Here is a 15404-nt window from a genome sequence, read left to right as displayed (position 1 = left end):
CTTAGCTATTGCTGCGCTGCGGCGGCTTGGTCGAGGATCGGCAGCTTGTCAGGGCAGTACATGCGCAGGGCGGCACCAAGGAACTGCCAGGCCTGTTCAGTGGTGCTGTCCAGGACCAGCTGATCGTGGATGAACTTGGCCGACATGGTCGCGTCCTTGTCGAGATTGTTGTGCAACCGCTTGCACGTGATCTTCGCGATCCAGGCGTTGTAGTCCTTCTGCCCATAGATGCCGTAGGTATGCAGCAAATTGGTGAAATCGGTGTCCACGTCGGCTTGTGCGGGCGCCGCCGACAGCAGCGCTGCTGCGGCGATAGAGATCCCGACCCCCATCAAACGTTTCACTGCTGTCCTCCCTCAGGGCCCACAGGGGCCAACTGCTGCGGTGGTTGCGGCCACGGCGAGGGCACCGGCCGTGCCCGAACCCGCTGTGGCCACCAGAACCACTTACCCATCAATGCTGCAATGGACGGTGTCATGAATGACCGGATTACTAGGGTATCGAACAATAGGCCGAGCCCGATGGTTGTTCCGACTTGTCCGATAACTGTGAGTTCGCTGACCGCCATCGACATCATCGTGAAGGCGAACACCAGACCCGCTGTGGTGACCACCGAACCGCTTCCGCCCATTGCACGGATGATCCCGGTGTTCACCCCGGCATGCAGCTCTTCTTTGAGCCTTGATACCAGGAGCAAATTGTAGTCGGCGCCCACAGCCAACAGGATGATGACCGACATCGCCAGCACCATCCAGTGCAGTTCGATCCCGATGAGGTGCTGCCAGATCAGTACCGAGAGGCCGAACGAGGCGCCCAGCGAAGTCAGCACCGTGCCGACGATGACCGCGGCGGCCACCACGCTTCGGGTGAGGATCAGCATGATGACGAAGATCAAGGCCAATGCCGAAATGGCGGCGATGATCAGGTCGTAGCTGTTGCCGTCGGACATGTCCTTGAACACCGCGGCGGTGCCGGCCAGATACACCGTCGAGCCCTCCAGCGGGGTGCCCTTGATGGCTTCCTTGGCGGCCTGTTTGATCGCGTCGATCCTTGCGACGCCCTCCGGTGTCATCGGGTCACCGTCGTGGGCGACGATGAAACGCACCGATTTGCCGTCGGGGGAGATGAAGTTCTCCATGCCCTTCTTGAACTCTGCGTTGTCGAAGACTTCCGGCGGCAGATAGAAGGAGTCGTCGTTCATCGACGCGTCGAACGCCTCGCCCATCGCCGACGAGTTCTCCTGCATCGCGGCCATCTGATCCTGCATGCCCTTCTGGGTGGCATACATGGTCAGCATCATGTCGCGCATCGTCCGCATGGTCTTGATCATCTCCGGCATCAGCGCGACCATCTGCGGCATCAACGCATCCAGCCGCTCCATGTCCGGGATCAGTTCCTGGATGTCGGTGGTCATCGTGTCGATGCCGTCAAGGGTGTCGAAGATCGACCGCAGCGCCCAACAGATCGGGATGTTGAAGCACTTCGGTTCCCAGTAGAAGTAGTTGCGCAGCGGACGGAAGAAATCGTCGAAATTCGCGATGTTGTCCCGTAATTCGGCCACATCGAGAGTCATCGACTTCATCTTCGTGACCATGGAGTGCGTCGTCGCGGCCATCTCCTCGGTGAGCGACGACATCTTCTCCATCGTGGCGATGGTGTTCTCCATCTCGTCGGCCTGGACGAGCATGTCCGCCATGCGGTCCTGCAGGTACTTCTGATTCATCTGCTGGGTCGTGCCCTGCATGCTGATCTGGAACGGGATCGACGTGTGCTCGATCGGCTTACCGTCGGGCCGGGTGATGGCCTGGACCCGCGAGATGCCCGGCACCCGGAACACCTGCTTGGCGATCTTGTCGATGACGAGGAAGTCGGCGGAGTTGCGCAGATCGTGGTCGCTCTCGACCATCAGCAGTTCGGGATTCATCCGCGCCTGCGAGAAGTGTCGGTCCGCTGCCGCGTAGCCCTCGTTCGCCGGCAAGTCCGCTGGCAGGTAGTTGCGGTCGTTGTAGTTGGTTTTGTACCCGGGCAGCGTCAGAAGGCCGACCAACGACAGAACGATCGTCGACGCCAGGATGGGGCCGGGCCAGCGGACGACGGCCGCGCCGATTTTTCGCCAGCCGCGCACCCTCAGCGCGCGTTTGGGGTCGAGTGTCTTGCCGAATCGACCGGCGACGACGATGATCGCGGAGCTCAGCGTCAACGCGGCGACCACGCCGACCGTCATACCGATCGCCAGCGGCACGCCCAGGGTCTGGAAGTAGGGGAGCCTGGTGAAGCTCAGGCAGAACGTGGCGCCGGCGATTGTGAGGCCGGAGCCCAGCACCACGTGGGCCGTTCCGCGGTACATCGTGTAGAACGCTTGTTCTTTGTCCTCGCCGGATGCGCGAGCCTCCTGGTACCTGCCGATCAGGAAGATCGCATAGTCCGTCCCCGCGGCGATGGCCAATGTCGCCAGCAGGTTGGTGGCGAAGGTCGAGAGGCCGATGATCTCGTAGTAGCCGAGGAAGGCCACCACACCTCGGGCGGCCGACAGCTGCAGCACGACCATGACGAGGGTCAATATGACGGTGACGACCGAGCGGTAGACCAGCAGCAGCATCACGATGATCACCGTGAAGGTGACCGCCTCGATCATCTGCATGCTGCGATCGGAGGCGATGTGCTGGTCAGCCGCCAGTGCGGCGGCGCCGGTGACGTATACCTTGACGCCCGGTGGCGGCGTCATGTCGTCGATGATCTTCTTGACGGCCTCGACCGACTCGTTGGCCAGCGATTCACCCTGGTTGCCTGCGAGGTAGACCTGGACGTAGGCGGCCTTACCGTCGCTGCTCTGCGCCCCCGAGGCGGTCAGCGGGTCGCTCCAGAAGTCCTGAACGCTCTGAACGTGCTTCTTGTCCGCTTCGAGGCGTTTGATCATCTCGCCGTAGAACGCGCGAGAGTCCTCACCGAGCGGCTTGTCGCCCTCCAGGATGACCATGGCCGAGCTGTCGGAGTCGAATTCCTGGAACACCTGTCCGACGCGTTTCATCGCGATCATCGACGGCGCCGAATCCGGGCTCATCGAGACCGCGCGCATCTGCCCCACCGTTTCCAGTTGGGGCACAGTGGTATTCAGCACCGCGATCAGGGCAATCCAGACGAGGATGATCGGAACCGCAAAGGCGCGGATCATCCGCGGGATGAAGGGCCTCGCAGTCGGCTCGGCGGGCGGAAATGCGTCGGTGGGCGCGTCGCTGGTGGGGATACTCATGCGGACTTAACAAAACAAAAAGTCTGAGCGTTCAAGCCGGTGGACGTTCGCTCGTCCTTTACTTCGTCATCGACGGTGATGCGGCAGGTGATCGTGGACCCGTCGCCCTGCGCGACGATGTTCGGCGCGGCCGACGGCGCAGTGGTCTGCAGCGTCAGCGACCACGGCAGGCCCGCGCCGTCGATGCGCTGCGGCTTGGCGTCCAGATCCAGATAGTTGATGTCGGCGTACGAGCCGTTACCGAAGATCTCGTACTTGACGACCTTGGGGTCGAACGGCTCGGGGTCGTCGGCGAACACCTTCGGGGTGACGATGATGCCGTCGGCGCCGAAGAACGTGCGGACGCGATGGACCGTGAATCCCGCGACCACCACCACAAGGAGGATGACGAGCGGAATCCACACCTTTTTGGCGAGGCCGATCAAGACGATCGCCCCCGGCCCATGCCTCCCATATAAACGCCCTCGAGTTCCGTATCAGTCGCGTGGTTCAGATCTGCGTAACTTAGCCCGTATAAGTTCTCATCTGCGCACAGGTTATCTCAAGTTTTTGTGCTGCTGCTCACTACGGTCATGAACCTGCGGTCTGGCTCACCGCTCGGGTTACGACCTGGGCTTTTCGAAACGGTCGAGATACTGCTTGATGAAGGTTTCCGCCTCGGCGTGACCGCGGGTGATGCCGAGTCCGCGTTCGAGCAGCACGATGCGCGCGAGACTCGTGACGATCATAGACATCACCACCGGCGGAAAGGCCGTCGTGTCCGCGCCGTGCGCATGCATCGCGGCCTCCACGGCGCCTTCCTCGACATCACCGAAGCGCTCCGCGTAGGCGGCGATCTCGCTGCGGATGGCCTTGCGGTGATTGGCCAGCGCCATGAACTCCATGAACAGGCGTGCGCCGTGGGTGCTGTTGAGCCGCCACAGCGCGTGGAGGGGCTCGTCGTCCGCCAGCGCCTGCTGTTGTCGCGCGAGGTTGGTTTCCGCGCCGTCGCGCAGGACGGCGATGAACAGATCGTCCATGCTCGGGAAGTAGTAGTGCACCAGTGCGGGCTTCACGCCGGCCTTCGCCGCCACCCGGCGTGACGTCGCGGCGGCATACCCCTCTTCCAGCATCACCTGGGCGGTCGCGCGGATGAGCGCATCGCGTGTCGCCGACGCGCGCCCACCTCTTGACCGCTCGACATCGGTGCTGCTAGACATGGCCGCAGTCTAGATGTTGGGCGATCGCCCAACAAGGAGGAGAGCGACGATGACCGGGCGGGTAGAGGGCAAGGTCGCGTTCATCGCCGGGGCGGCGCGCGGACAGGGCCGCAGCCACGCGGTGCGGTTGGCGCAGGAGGGCGCCGACATCATCGCGATCGACATCTGCCGCGGGTTCGAGGACTCGACAGCGCCCGCCGCCACGCCTGAAGACCTCGCCGAGACCGCCGACATGGTGAAGAACCTCGACCGGCGCATCGTGACCGCGCAGGTCGACGTCCGCGACTACGACGCGATGAAGGCCGCGCTCGACAGCGGCGTCGAACAGCTCGGCGGCCTCGACATCGTCGTGGCCAACGCGGGTATCGGCACTACGGGCGTCAAGCTGCACAAGATGCGTGAGGACATCTGGGAAGAGACCATCGACATCAACCTCGGGGGAGTGTGGAAAACCGTCAAGGCCGCCGTTCCCCATCTGCTCGCGCGCGGCAGCGGTTCGGTCATCATCACCAGCTCGGTCGGCGGTACCAAGGCCTACCCTCAGGTCGGCCATTACATCGCCGCCAAACACGGCGTCGTCGGCCTGATGCGGACATTCGCAGTCGAACTGGGCGCCAAGAACATTCGCGTCAACACCGTGCACCCGACGCATGTGTGCACGCCGCTGTTGATGAACGAACCGACGTACCAGCTGTTCCGTCCCGATCTGGAGAATCCAGGCCCCGACGACCTCGCCCCGATCTGCCAGTCGTTCCACTTCCTTCCGATTCCGTGGGTGGAGCCGGTCGACATCAGCAACGCGGTGCTGTTCCTGGCGTCCGACGAAGCCCGCTACATCACCGGTGTCACGCTGCCCGTCGATGCCGGCAGCCTTCTGAAATAGGGGATTTCACGTGACCACCACCAATGAGACCGAGGTGTATTACGACCCGTACGACGTCGGGATCGTGGCCAATCCGTACCCGACCTACGCGCGACTGCGCGAGGAGGCGCCGCTCTACTACAACGAGCGCTACGACTTCTGGGCTCTGTCCCGCTACGTCGACGTCGAGAAGGCACTCAACGACTGGGAGACGTTCTCCAACCAGCGCAGCGACATCCTCGAGCTGGTGAAGTCGGACTTCGACATGCCCAAGGGCGTGATGATGTTCGAGGATCCACCGGTTCACAGCATGCTGCGAGGCCTGATGGCACGCGTGTTCACTCCGCGCCGGATGGCCGCGATCGAGGACCAGATTCGCGCCTACTGCGTCAATTGCCTTGACCCGCTGGTGGGTTCGGGCAGCTTCGACATCGTCGCCGAACTCGCGGCGATGATGCCGATGCGCGTCATCGGCATGCTCCTCGGCATCCCGGAGTCCGAACAGGTCGAGTTCCGCGACCGCAACGACGCAAACCTACGCACCAAGCCGGGTGCGCCGATGAAGGTCGCCAAGGCCGACGCGATCGCCGACGGCCGCATGTACGCCGACTACGTGGAGTGGCGGGCGAAGAATCCGTCCGACGATCTGATGACGGCCCTGCTCAACGTCGAGTTCACCGACGAGGAGGGCGTGACCCGCAAACTGCACCGGAAAGAGGTGCTGCACTACACCCAAGTGGTTGCGGGCGCAGGCAATGAAACGACGGGCCGCCTCATCGGCTGGCTCGCCAAAGTGCTTGCCGAGCACCCGGATCAGCGTCGCGACGTGTACGAGGACCGGTCGCTGCTGACCCGCGCGATCGACGAGACGCTGCGCTTCGAGCCGACGGGCCCGCACGTAGCCCGTTATATGGCAAGGGATTACGAGGCGTACGGGCAGACGGTGCCCGCGGGCAGCGCGATGCTCCTGCTGTTCGGCGCCGCGAACCGCGATCCGGCGCGCTACGACGAACCGGACACGTTCAACATTCACCGCGGCGGTTCGCACCTGACGTTCGGCAAGGGTCTGCACTACTGCCTCGGCGCAAATCTGGCGCGGCTGGAGGGGCGCGTCGCGCTCGACGAGCTGCTCAACCGGTGGCCGGAGTGGGACGTCGACTACGAAACGGCGCAGCTGGCACCGACATCGACGGTTCGCGGCTGGGAGAGGCTGCGCATCGTCGTCAAGTAGCGGGGCGTTTGGGATCGTCGGCTATGGGGCAGACAATGAGCATGTCAAAGTTGCTACGTTCGGCGATCGTCGCGGCTGTCTGCGCCCCGGTATTTGCGGTCGTCACCGCGGCAGGCGGTGCGGCACAGCCCCTCAACTGCCCGCCGGGACAGTACTGGGATCCGGGTACCAACACCTGTAAGTCGGCGGTGCCGCTCAACTGCCCGCCTGGCGAGTACTGGAATCCGATCTCCAACCTGTGCCGACCCCTCGGTCAAGTGTGATTTGTGTGCGTTTCGGAGCGGTGAGCGCTCGCGAATGCACACAAATCGCCGTTAAGCGCGGCTGTAGCGGGTGCCGCGCTCTTCGCGGACCCACAGCTCACCGTCGCCGGGAGTCGGTCCCTGCGCGGCGAGTTCACGCTTGAGCACCTTGTGCGTCGCGGTGGTCGGCAGGTCGGGTGCGATGCGGACGTAGCGTGGCCACGCTTTGGGGGACAGATCGGGCTGCGCGGCGAGGAATGACTCGAACTCGTCAGGCGTGAGGGTGGCGCCGTCATTGAGCACCATCGCCGCCATGATCTGATCGCCGACGTTCTCGTCGGGGACCGCGTACACGGCGACCAGATTGGCCACAGGCAGTCGGATGAGGATGCGCTCGATCGGTGCGGCCGCCATGTTCTCGCCGTCCACCCGCAGCCAGTCGCCGCTGCGGCCGGCCAGATAGATCCAGCCATCGTCATCGCGGTAGGCCAGGTCGCCCGACCAGTACATGCCGTGCCGCATGCGTTCGGCGGTCGCATCGTCGGCGTTGTAATAGCCGGTGAAGAAGCCCTGCCCGTCGGTGTTGACGAGTTCGCCGATCGCCTCCTCGGCGTTGAGCAGCGCACCGCCCTCGTCGAATCGTGCGGGCGGGCACTCCGTGACCGTCTCGGGGTTGTAGATCGCCACACCCGGAAACCCTTTGCCCAGTGAGCCTTTCGGCGTCCCTTCCTCCCGTGTGATGATGACCGCGTTCTCTGTCGAGCCGAACCCGTCCCACACCGTGCAGGCGAAGCGCTTCTCAAAAGCCTCGATGTCGCGGTCGCTGGCCTCGTTGCCGAATGCGATGCGCAGCGGGACTTGTGCGTCGTCGGGCTTCTCGGGCGTCGCCAGGATGTAGGCCAGCGGCTTGCCGACATAGTTCATGTAGGTGGCGCCGTAGTGCCGGATATCGTCGACGAACCGCGACGCCGAGAACTTCGCCGGTGCCATCGCCGCACCCCGCGCCACCGCCACACCCCAGCCGGCCACCAACGCATTGGAGTGGAACAGCGGCATCGACAGGTAGCACGTGTCGTCCTCGGTCACCTCGAACTTGTCGACCAGGGCCTGGCCCGACATCAGCACCATGAAATGCGACACCCGTACGGGTTTCGGGTTGCCGCTCGTTCCCGACGTGAAGATCAGCATGTACGTGTCCATCGGTTCGACCTCGCGATAGGGCGTGAGGTCGCCGGCTGACTCGATCAACCGCGCCCAGTCGTCGGTCGTGGTGTCCAGCACCTGCGCGCCGTCGAGGTCGAGACCGTCGAGCAACGACCGGTGCTCACCATCGGTCACCACGATCTGGCAATCGGCGCGGCGGATATCGGCGGCCAGCGCCTCGCCGCGTCGGGTCGAGTTGATCCCGCACAACACGTAACCGCCCAGGCCCGCGGCCGCCATCTGGTTCAGGAATTCCGGGTTGTTGTCCATCAGCACACCCACGTGCAGCGGACGCTCGTGATCGGCGAGCGAGAGCAGCGCGGCGGCGCGGGCGGACGCGTCGCGCAGATGCTCGCGCCAGGTCCAACTGCGGTCGCCGTACTTGATGGCAACGGTGTCCGCCGTCGCGCGTTCGCGCAGCAATTGCTGGATGGTCTCGCTCGGCATGCAGCTAGTTCTAGCATCCACCCATGCGGATCATTGACGCCGACGGCCATGTCGCCGAGGGCGCGTCGCTCGCTGCCGAGGCGATGGCGCGCTGGCCCGAATTCATCGAGCCCAGAGCGGACGGCCGGGCGCTGGTCATCGAGGGTCGCAACTATCCCGAAGCGGACGGCCCGGGCGCCGGCTGCCCGCGCGAACACGGGTTGTCGACGGCGCCCGGCATCGATTACTCGTCACCGGCCGGTGTGCTCGGCGACGCCGACCGCGACCACATCGACACGATGGTGCTGTATCCGAGCCTCGGGCTGTGCGCACCGACGCTGGAGGATCCCGAGTTCGCCGCCGGATTCGCCCGCCTCTACAACGAGTGGATCGCCGACTACTGCCGCTCGAGCGGCGGCCGGTTGCGGGGGATCGCGGTGACCCCGATCGAACACGGCGCCGTGGCAGTCGACGTCATGCGCGAGGCCAAGGAGCTCGGACTGGTCGCGACCCACGTCCCGCCGGCGCTCAAGACGCGCAATCTCGACCACCCCGACCTCGACCCGTTCTACACCGCGGCCGTCGAACTGGACATGCCGCTCGGCATCCACGGCGCCCCGGGCATGCACCTGCCGAAGGTCGGCGTCGACCGGTTCACCAACTACATCCAGGTGCACTGTGTGAGCTTCCCGTTCGACCAGATGACGGCCATGACCGCGCTCATCTCCGGCGGCGTCTTCGACCGGCACCCCGACCTGCGCGTCGCGTTCCTGGAAGCCGGGGTGGGATGGGTGCCGTTCTTCATCGACCGGCTGCACGAGCATTTCGAGAAGCGTGGCGACTGGATCGAAGACGGCTGGCAGCGTGATCCGCAGGAGTATCTGCGCGCGGGCAACATCTGGACGACCTGTGAGCCCGAGGAGCCGATCCTGCCCGGCGTCATCGACGTACTGGGCGACGACTTCATCATGTTCGCCAGCGACTATCCCCACTGGGACGGTGAATGGCCGCACAGCACAGAGCATTTGCGGAACCGCGCGGACATCGGCGACGAGTCGCGCGCGAAGATCGGCGGACTGAACGCCGAGCGGTTTTACGCACTGAACTGACGTCAGTCCAGGCTGAAATCGATGACGCCGCGGATGATCTCACCGTTCAGCTGATCGCGGTATCCGTCGTTGATCTCATCGAGCCGATAGCGGCGGGTGATCATCTCGTCGAGCTGCAACAGCCCCGCTTCGTAGAGCCTGGCGAAGCGCGCGATGTCGACTCGGGGGTTGCAGGACCCGAACACCGTCCCGACCAGGTTCTTGTTCCAGAGGATGAACTCCTGCAGGTTGATCGAGATCGAGTTCGTGAGTTGTTTGGTCATTCCGGTCAGTACGCAGGTCCCGCCCTTGCGCGTCAGCGTCAGCGCGGCCTGGACGTCCTCACCGGCGATCAATGACGGTGAGACGACGACGGCGTCGGCCATCACTCCCTGGGTGAGGTCGCGGACGAGGTCGGCGGCCTCCTCGGCGTTCGAGACGCTGTGTGTGGCACCGAAACCCAGCGCGGACTTCTGCTTGAACTCGACCGGGTCGACGGCGATGATCTGTGCCGCACCGTTGATGCGTGCCGCCTGGATCGCCCCGGTGCCGATGCCGCCGACGCCGATGACCACGACGGTGTCGCCGGTCTTGACGTCGGCGCGGTTCTCCACCGAACCGTAGCCGGTGGGAATGCCGCATGAGAGGAGCGCCATCGGGAGCAGCGGCAGATGCGACGGGATCTTGACGATCGAATCCGTCGACACCACAGTGTGTTTGGAGAACGCGCCGACCTTCGACAGATGACCGAGGTTTCGTCCGTCGGCCGTGTGATGGCGAAAGGTGCCGTCCGTCGGCATGCCGGGGATCATCACGTGCGCACCCATGTCGCAGATGTACTCCATCCCGGAGTTACACCACCTGCATTGGCCGCAGACGGCGACGAAGGTGCTCACGACATGGTCGCCCGGTGCGAACGCCGTCACCCCGTCGCCCACTTCGAGCACCACGCCCGCCCCTTCGTGCCCGCCGATCAGCGGGAACATCGACGGCAGCCCGAACGACTGCATCACCTCGTTGGACGCGGACATGTCGCCGTTGCGGATGTGCTCGTCGGAGTGGCACAGCCCGGCCGCGGCCATCTCCACGAGCACCTCACCCGCACGCGGCGGATCGAGTTCGAACTCCTCGACCGACCAGGACTGACCCATGTCGTGCAGGATCGCCGCGCGACTCCTCATGCGACTCTGCGGAAGGTCACGGGCAGGCGCTTGGGCGAACGGAACGGGATGCCAACGATTTTCGTATCGTCGTCGGCCATCAGCTCGAAATCCGTCAATCGATCGAAAAGGCTGGTCAGCATCGCCTTCGTCTCGACCCTCGCCAGATGCATGCCGAGGCAGCTGTGGATGCCGCCCGCGAAGGAGATGTGTGCCCGGCGCGGGCGGTGGATGTCGAACACGTCCGCGTTCTCCCAGCGCGTCTCGTCGCGGTTGGCCGACCCCATGCACAGGTTCACCTGCGCGCCTTCCGGAATGGTGATGCCGTGCATCTCGAAATCACGGTTGACGACGCGGGCCACCACGACGAGCGGCGTCTCATACCGGATGCCCTCCTCGATCGCGGCGGGGATGAGATCGCGATTCCGTTGGAGCGCTTCGAGCTGGTCCGGATGGGTTAGCAAGACCTGCAACAGGTTTCCCGACGACCGGTAGGTGGTTTCGAGCCCGGCCGGCAGCAGCAGGCGCAGAAACGAGATGATCGCCTCGTCGGTCAGCTTCTCACCGTCGATCTCCGCCGCGACGAGGTCGCCGATGACGTCGTCGGTCGGCTTTCGTCGCCGTTGGTCCACCTGTTCCTGGAAGTAGGTGCCCAGTTCGGCGGACGCGTTAAGGCCGGCCTCGACGTCCTCGATGATCGAGATCAGGTCGAACGAAAGCTTTCGGAACATGTCCAGATCGTCCTGGGGAAGGCCGAGAAGGGCAGCGGTGACGCGGGTGGGGAATTCGAACGTCACCGCCTTGACCAGATCGACCTCGCCGTCGTCCTTGAACGCGTCGACCAGTTGATCGCAGATCGGATCGATCACCTCGGGTTCCCATTGCGCGAGGGCGCTCTGCTTGAACGCCTTGCTCACCAGGCTGCGGTGGTCGTGATGCTCCTTGCCGTGCATGCCGAGGATCGTCGGCCCGAAGACCAGCTCGATCGTGTTGTGGTACATCTGCGAGCCGAACACCTCGTCCTCACGGAACGCGGTGAACACGCTGTCGAAGTCGAAGAGCACCCAGTGCTCAGCGTCTTTGAGCTCCGGCGGCGCCAGTTCGCTCTGCAGGAGCGAGCCCCGCCACACGGGATTGGTTTTCCGCATGTGCGCGAAGTACGGGTAGGGATCGTTCACCAGATCGGGGGCGGTGGACTGGTCGTGCGCGTCGGTCGTGGTCACGGTTGCCTCCCGGCGGCAGATCTAGCAGGTCTGTCGCTCTATCTTTACTATTTTAGTATTCTAGGTCAAGGAATCGAGGTGATAAGGAATCGAGGTGATATGGAGCGCCGAGCGGTGTGCGCGATCGAGGACCTGCCTCCGGGAACCATGAAATTGGTGCAGGCCGGCAAATACGGCGTGGGCGTCTACAACATCGACGGCTCGCTGTATGCGATCGCGAACTACTGCTCGCATGAGGGCGCTCCGCTGTGCCTCGGCTACACCAGGGGCACCACCGAGTACGACCCCGAAATGCCCGACCAGATCCGCCACGTGCGCGATGGGCAGATCGCGCGCTGCCCTTGGCATCAGTGGGAGTTCGACATCACCACCGGGGCGAACCTCGCCGATCCCAAGAAGCGGGTACGTACCTACGAGGTCGACGTCGCCGACGGACAGGTGTACCTGACCGCATGATCATCGACGCGAACGTCCAACCGCATTTCCGGTACAACTCGGAGATCCGGCGGTATCTGGCGGCGCCGCACAAGCTGCGCGCCATCCCCGACGTCGAACAGCAGTGGTACCAGGCGCCCGGCGGGGAATACCGGCAGGATCTGTACGGCGACGGCTATCCGGGGTCGAACCCCGAGACCGTCGCGCGGCATCTGTTCGAAGACAACGGTGCCGACTACGCGATCCTCAATCCGCTGACGCGCGGCAACATCGCCGACTACCTGTTGAACAGCCGGATCTGCGCTGCGGTCAACGACTGGCTGGTCGACATCTGGCTGGAACCGGACACGTCGAACCGGTTCCTGGGCACCATCCGGGTCAACCCCGAGGACGCACGGGGTGCCGTCGCCGAGATAGAGCGATTGGCCGGTCATCCGAAGATGGTTCAGGTCGGTGTGCCGATGCAGTCGCGTGAGCCGTACGGCAAGCCGGTCTTCGAGCCGATCTGGGAAGCCGCCGCCGCGCACGGACTTCCGGTGGCCGTGCACATCAACGGCGGCAACGGAGTCGACTACGCGCCGACCTTCGCCGGTCACGCCTACACCTATCCCGGATACGCCGCCTTCATGCCGCTGAACTCGTTCGTGCACCTGGCGACGCTGATCATCGAGGGGATGTTCGGCAGGCACCCCGGCCTCCGGTTCGTCTTCGCCGACGGCGGCTACGACATCCTCACGCCGCTGATGTGGCGTCTCGACACGTTCTGGATGTCGATGCGCGACCAAACCCCTTGGGTGGACAGGTTTCCCAGCGCGTATCTGCAAGATCACGTGCGGTTCTGCACGTCTGCGCTCGACGGGCCGACGGACGAGAGCCAGGCCGAGCGGTGGATGGACTTCACCGACAAGGCCGACCTGTTGATGTACGGGTCGAACTATCCGCACTGGTCGACGACAGGACCCGATGCCGTGGTCGCCGGGCTCAACGACGCCCAGCGTGAGAAAGTGCTGTGTCGCAATGCAAGTGAAATGTACGGGCTCGTCGAAGGGAGCCTGCTATGACCATCGCCGAGGACGTTGCGGCGAAGACCGCCGCGCGTGACGTCGCGGTGACGATCGTCGACACCGATGTCCATCCGCTGCCGGTGTCGGCCGAGGTGCTCAAGTCGTATGCGCCCGCGGAGTGGCAGGACAAGCTCTGGCCGACGGGTAACGCGGTGTCGCCGGTGCCGCACTTCTACGACACGCCGGATTCCTACAAGACCAACTCGCTGCGGGTGGACGCCGCGCCGCCGGGAGGCGGTATCGCGGGCAGCGATCCGGACTTCGCCGCCAAACAGCTGTTGATCGACGCCGGTGTGAGTATCGCTGTGCTGGAACCGATGTGCGACGCGCAGTTGCCGCTGGCCGAGCACGTCCTGAAGGCCACCTACAACGACTGGCTCGCCGACGTCTGGCTCGGTGACAACAACTGGCACGGCCGGTGGCGCGGCGCGATCAGTGTGACGGCGCAGGATCCCGAAGCGGCTGCGCGGGAGATCGAGCGGTGGGGTGGACACCCGTACATGGCCGAGGTGCTGATGACTCCGCAGACCCGCGGGATCCCGTTCGGTAGTCCACATTTCGACCCGTTGTACGCGGCGGCCGCCCGGCACGGCTTTCCGGTCGCCACGCATCTGATGGGGCAGACGCCGTTCGAGTTGATCCCGATCTATCCGGTCGGCAACCCGGCGCACTGGCACGACTTCTTCGCGTCGTGGCCGCTGCTGTATGTGTCGCATCTGATGAGCCTGGTGTTCGACGGGGCCTTCGACCGGCACCCCGATCTGCGGGTGGTGTTCGTTGAGGGCGGCTTCACGTGGGCGCTGCCCGTGATGTGGCGAATGGACCGAATATGGGAGCACCGCAAGGCCGATCTGCCGCATGTGCGCCGTAAGCCGTCCGACTATGTCCGCGAGCACGTCCGGTTCACGACGCAGCCGCTCGAGGACGTCGACCTGGGGGAGTACCGCGAGTATCTCGAGATGATGGACCTCGGCGACAACCTGATGTTCTCGACGGACTACCCGCATTGGAGTTACGACTCGCCGGACTGGGCGATCCGACGGTTTCCCGCCGACCAGCGTGAGCGCATCATGCGGGGCAACGCGACGGCGCTGTACGGACTGCCCGCGACGGTCAAAGAACTGTGATTTCGGCGTGCTGGGTCACGCTGAGCGTGACCCAGCACGCCGAAATCACCGCGGAGCGCTGCGGCGTTCGGCGTCGAGCGGGACCACCGGATCGCGGGCGTGCGGTCCGCGCGTGACGGCGTGCAACCGGATCTCGGGCAGATCGACGGAGGGGTCGAGAGTGTCGAGCCAGGCGACGGCGTCGGCGACATCGGCGGCACGGATCGCATACATCTCGAACGGCACATCCTGCAGCATCTCGGTCTCGACGGGTCCGGGCGTGACGATGTGCACGTTGATCCCGTCGCGGTCGACTTCACGCGCAAGTGCGCCCGCGAACGCGTTCATCCCGGCCTTCGACGCCGAGTAAGCCGTCCGCGCGAGCATCGGTTCATGCGCCGCCGACGACGAGATGAACACGAAGCGCGAACCCGGTTTCATCTTCGGCAGCGCCGCCGACGTCACGACGAAACACGAATCCAGATTCGCCGACATCGTCGCGCGCCACTGCGCGAAAGTCTGCTTGCGGGCGTAGGTTCCGCCGAGGATGCCCGCGGCGTGCACGACAAGGTCGATCTCGTCGAGCGCCGCCGCCGCGGGCGCGAACGTCTCGGGTTGCGTGGCGTCGGCGACGACGTAGCGCGCACCCAACTCGGCCGCCGCGGCACGCAGTGGTTCCTCGCGCCGCGCTGTCAGGACGACGTCGTAGCCGAGCTCGACGAGCTTGGCGCCGCATGCCTTTCCGATTCCACCGCTACCGCCGGTGACCAAGGCGCTACGCACTAGAGCACCTCTAGCCTCGATCTTTCGTGAGTGAGCTCGGAACGGGGTGTCTGAGCTTGTCTGGTGGCCGGGGGTGTTTGACCGTGGTTGGTTTCCGGCGCTGTGTCGCCGGCTCTCCTGTGGGTGCTTGGT

The 15404-nt window shown here is 64.6% G+C and carries 15 protein-coding genes; 7 read left to right on the top strand and 8 right to left on the bottom strand.

The window, feature by feature from the left end; all coding sequences use genetic code 11:
* Positions 1–5: 5 nt before the first annotated feature.
* The 4 genes from H7J93_RS09620 to H7J93_RS09605 all read right to left on the bottom strand — a co-directional run bounded on the left by H7J93_RS09620 (position 6) and on the right by H7J93_RS09605 (position 4449).
* Positions 6–344, bottom strand: a complete 339-nt coding sequence (locus H7J93_RS09620; protein ID WP_264073596.1) for a DUF732 domain-containing protein — start codon at positions 342–344, stop codon at positions 6–8.
* Positions 341–3250, bottom strand: a complete 2910-nt coding sequence (locus H7J93_RS09615) for an MMPL/RND family transporter (protein WP_267306069.1) — start codon at positions 3248–3250, stop codon at positions 341–343. Before H7J93_RS09615 ends, H7J93_RS09620 begins: the two co-directional genes overlap by 4 nt.
* Positions 3247–3675 (bottom strand): MmpS family transport accessory protein, encoded by a 429-nt coding sequence (locus H7J93_RS09610; RefSeq protein ID WP_267306068.1) that lies wholly within the window; start codon positions 3673–3675, stop codon positions 3247–3249. Before H7J93_RS09610 ends, H7J93_RS09615 begins: the two co-directional genes overlap by 4 nt.
* A 177-nt stretch (positions 3676–3852) precedes the next feature.
* Positions 3853–4449 (bottom strand): TetR/AcrR family transcriptional regulator, encoded by a 597-nt coding sequence (locus H7J93_RS09605; protein WP_267306067.1) that lies wholly within the window; start codon positions 4447–4449, stop codon positions 3853–3855.
* A 49-nt stretch (positions 4450–4498) separates the two neighbouring features.
* On the opposite strand from H7J93_RS09605, the gene H7J93_RS09600 reads away from it, so the two are divergent.
* Genes H7J93_RS09600 through H7J93_RS09590 form a run of 3 tightly spaced genes read left to right on the top strand, consistent with a single transcriptional unit; the run spans position 4499 to position 6805 of the window.
* Complete coding sequence (locus H7J93_RS09600) at positions 4499–5332, top strand: mycofactocin-coupled SDR family oxidoreductase (protein ID WP_267306066.1); 834 nt, start codon at positions 4499–4501, stop codon at positions 5330–5332.
* Positions 5333–5342: 10 nt separating this feature from the next.
* Complete coding sequence (locus tag H7J93_RS09595; RefSeq protein WP_267306065.1) at positions 5343–6542, top strand: cytochrome P450; 1200 nt, start codon at positions 5343–5345, stop codon at positions 6540–6542.
* Between the two features lie 35 nt (positions 6543–6577).
* Positions 6578–6805, top strand: coding sequence for a hypothetical protein (locus H7J93_RS09590; RefSeq protein WP_267306064.1), 228 nt, complete (start codon positions 6578–6580; stop codon positions 6803–6805).
* Positions 6806–6856: 51 nt separating this feature from the next.
* Here H7J93_RS09590 and fadD1 read toward each other — a convergent pair whose 3' ends face one another.
* Complete coding sequence (fadD1, locus tag H7J93_RS09585) at positions 6857–8434, bottom strand: fatty-acid--CoA ligase FadD1 (protein WP_267306063.1); 1578 nt, start codon at positions 8432–8434, stop codon at positions 6857–6859.
* A 23-nt stretch (positions 8435–8457) separates the two neighbouring features.
* On the opposite strand from fadD1, the gene H7J93_RS09580 reads away from it, so the two are divergent.
* On the top strand, positions 8458–9522 hold the full coding sequence (locus H7J93_RS09580) for an amidohydrolase family protein (RefSeq protein WP_267306062.1): 1065 nt from the start codon (positions 8458–8460) through the stop codon (positions 9520–9522).
* A gap of 2 nt (positions 9523–9524) precedes the next feature.
* Here H7J93_RS09580 and H7J93_RS09575 read toward each other — a convergent pair whose 3' ends face one another.
* Entirely contained in the window at positions 9525–10682 is a 1158-nt protein-coding gene (locus H7J93_RS09575) for a Zn-dependent alcohol dehydrogenase (RefSeq protein ID WP_267306061.1), read from the bottom strand.
* Positions 10679–11809 carry a cytochrome P450 gene (locus tag H7J93_RS09570; protein ID WP_267306081.1) on the bottom strand — a complete coding sequence of 377 codons (1131 nt, stop codon included), beginning with the start codon at positions 11807–11809 and terminating at the stop codon, positions 10679–10681. The genes H7J93_RS09575 and H7J93_RS09570 overlap by 4 nt, the downstream gene beginning before the upstream one ends.
* Before the next feature lie 174 nt (positions 11810–11983).
* Between H7J93_RS09570 and H7J93_RS09565 the strand changes: the two genes are divergently transcribed.
* The 3 genes from H7J93_RS09565 to H7J93_RS09555 are packed head-to-tail and all read left to right on the top strand — an operon-like array spanning position 11984 to position 14510.
* Entirely contained in the window at positions 11984–12340 is a 357-nt protein-coding gene (locus H7J93_RS09565) for a Rieske (2Fe-2S) protein (protein ID WP_267306060.1), read from the top strand.
* The gene (locus H7J93_RS09560) at positions 12337–13380 is read left to right on the top strand and encodes an amidohydrolase family protein (protein ID WP_267306059.1); all 1044 of its coding nucleotides are present in this window, start codon (positions 12337–12339) and stop codon (positions 13378–13380) included. Before H7J93_RS09565 ends, H7J93_RS09560 begins: the two co-directional genes overlap by 4 nt.
* Positions 13377–14510, top strand: coding sequence for an amidohydrolase family protein (locus H7J93_RS09555; protein ID WP_267306058.1), 1134 nt, complete (start codon positions 13377–13379; stop codon positions 14508–14510). The genes H7J93_RS09560 and H7J93_RS09555 overlap by 4 nt, the downstream gene beginning before the upstream one ends.
* A 45-nt stretch (positions 14511–14555) precedes the next feature.
* Here the strand turns inward: H7J93_RS09555 and H7J93_RS09550 are convergent, their stop codons facing one another.
* Positions 14556–15272, bottom strand: coding sequence for an SDR family NAD(P)-dependent oxidoreductase (locus H7J93_RS09550; protein WP_267306057.1), 717 nt, complete (start codon positions 15270–15272; stop codon positions 14556–14558).
* Between the last annotated feature and the right edge of the window lie 132 nt (positions 15273–15404).

The organism is Mycobacterium barrassiae (genome assembly GCF_025822765.1).
Taxonomy (GTDB): Bacteria; Actinomycetota; Actinomycetes; order Mycobacteriales; family Mycobacteriaceae; genus Mycobacterium; species Mycobacterium barrassiae.
Note: the sequence above shows the minus strand (reverse complement) of the source record. Positions and strands in the feature narration are given on the sequence as shown.

Excerpts from the sequence above, each read along its gene's own strand:
- H7J93_RS09615 (WP_267306069.1), bottom strand. The coding sequence starts at position 3,250 with ATGAGTATCCCCACCAGCGACGCGCCCACCGACGCATTTCCGCCCGCC.
- H7J93_RS09605 (WP_267306067.1), bottom strand. The coding sequence starts at position 4,449 with ATGTCTAGCAGCACCGATGTCGAGCGGTCAAGAGGTGGGCGCGCGTCG.
- H7J93_RS09600 (WP_267306066.1), top strand. The coding sequence starts at position 4,499 with ATGACCGGGCGGGTAGAGGGCAAGGTCGCGTTCATCGCCGGGGCGGCG.
- H7J93_RS09590 (WP_267306064.1), top strand. The coding sequence starts at position 6,578 with ATGAGCATGTCAAAGTTGCTACGTTCGGCGATCGTCGCGGCTGTCTGC.
- fadD1 (WP_267306063.1), bottom strand. The coding sequence starts at position 8,434 with ATGCCGAGCGAGACCATCCAGCAATTGCTGCGCGAACGCGCGACGGCG.
- H7J93_RS09580 (WP_267306062.1), top strand. The coding sequence starts at position 8,458 with ATGCGGATCATTGACGCCGACGGCCATGTCGCCGAGGGCGCGTCGCTC.
- H7J93_RS09575 (WP_267306061.1), bottom strand. The coding sequence starts at position 10,682 with ATGAGGAGTCGCGCGGCGATCCTGCACGACATGGGTCAGTCCTGGTCG.
- H7J93_RS09570 (WP_267306081.1), bottom strand. The coding sequence starts at position 11,809 with ATGCGGAAAACCAATCCCGTGTGGCGGGGCTCGCTCCTGCAGAGCGAA.
- H7J93_RS09565 (WP_267306060.1), top strand. The coding sequence starts at position 11,984 with ATGGAGCGCCGAGCGGTGTGCGCGATCGAGGACCTGCCTCCGGGAACC.
- H7J93_RS09560 (WP_267306059.1), top strand. The coding sequence starts at position 12,337 with ATGATCATCGACGCGAACGTCCAACCGCATTTCCGGTACAACTCGGAG.
- H7J93_RS09555 (WP_267306058.1), top strand. The coding sequence starts at position 13,377 with ATGACCATCGCCGAGGACGTTGCGGCGAAGACCGCCGCGCGTGACGTC.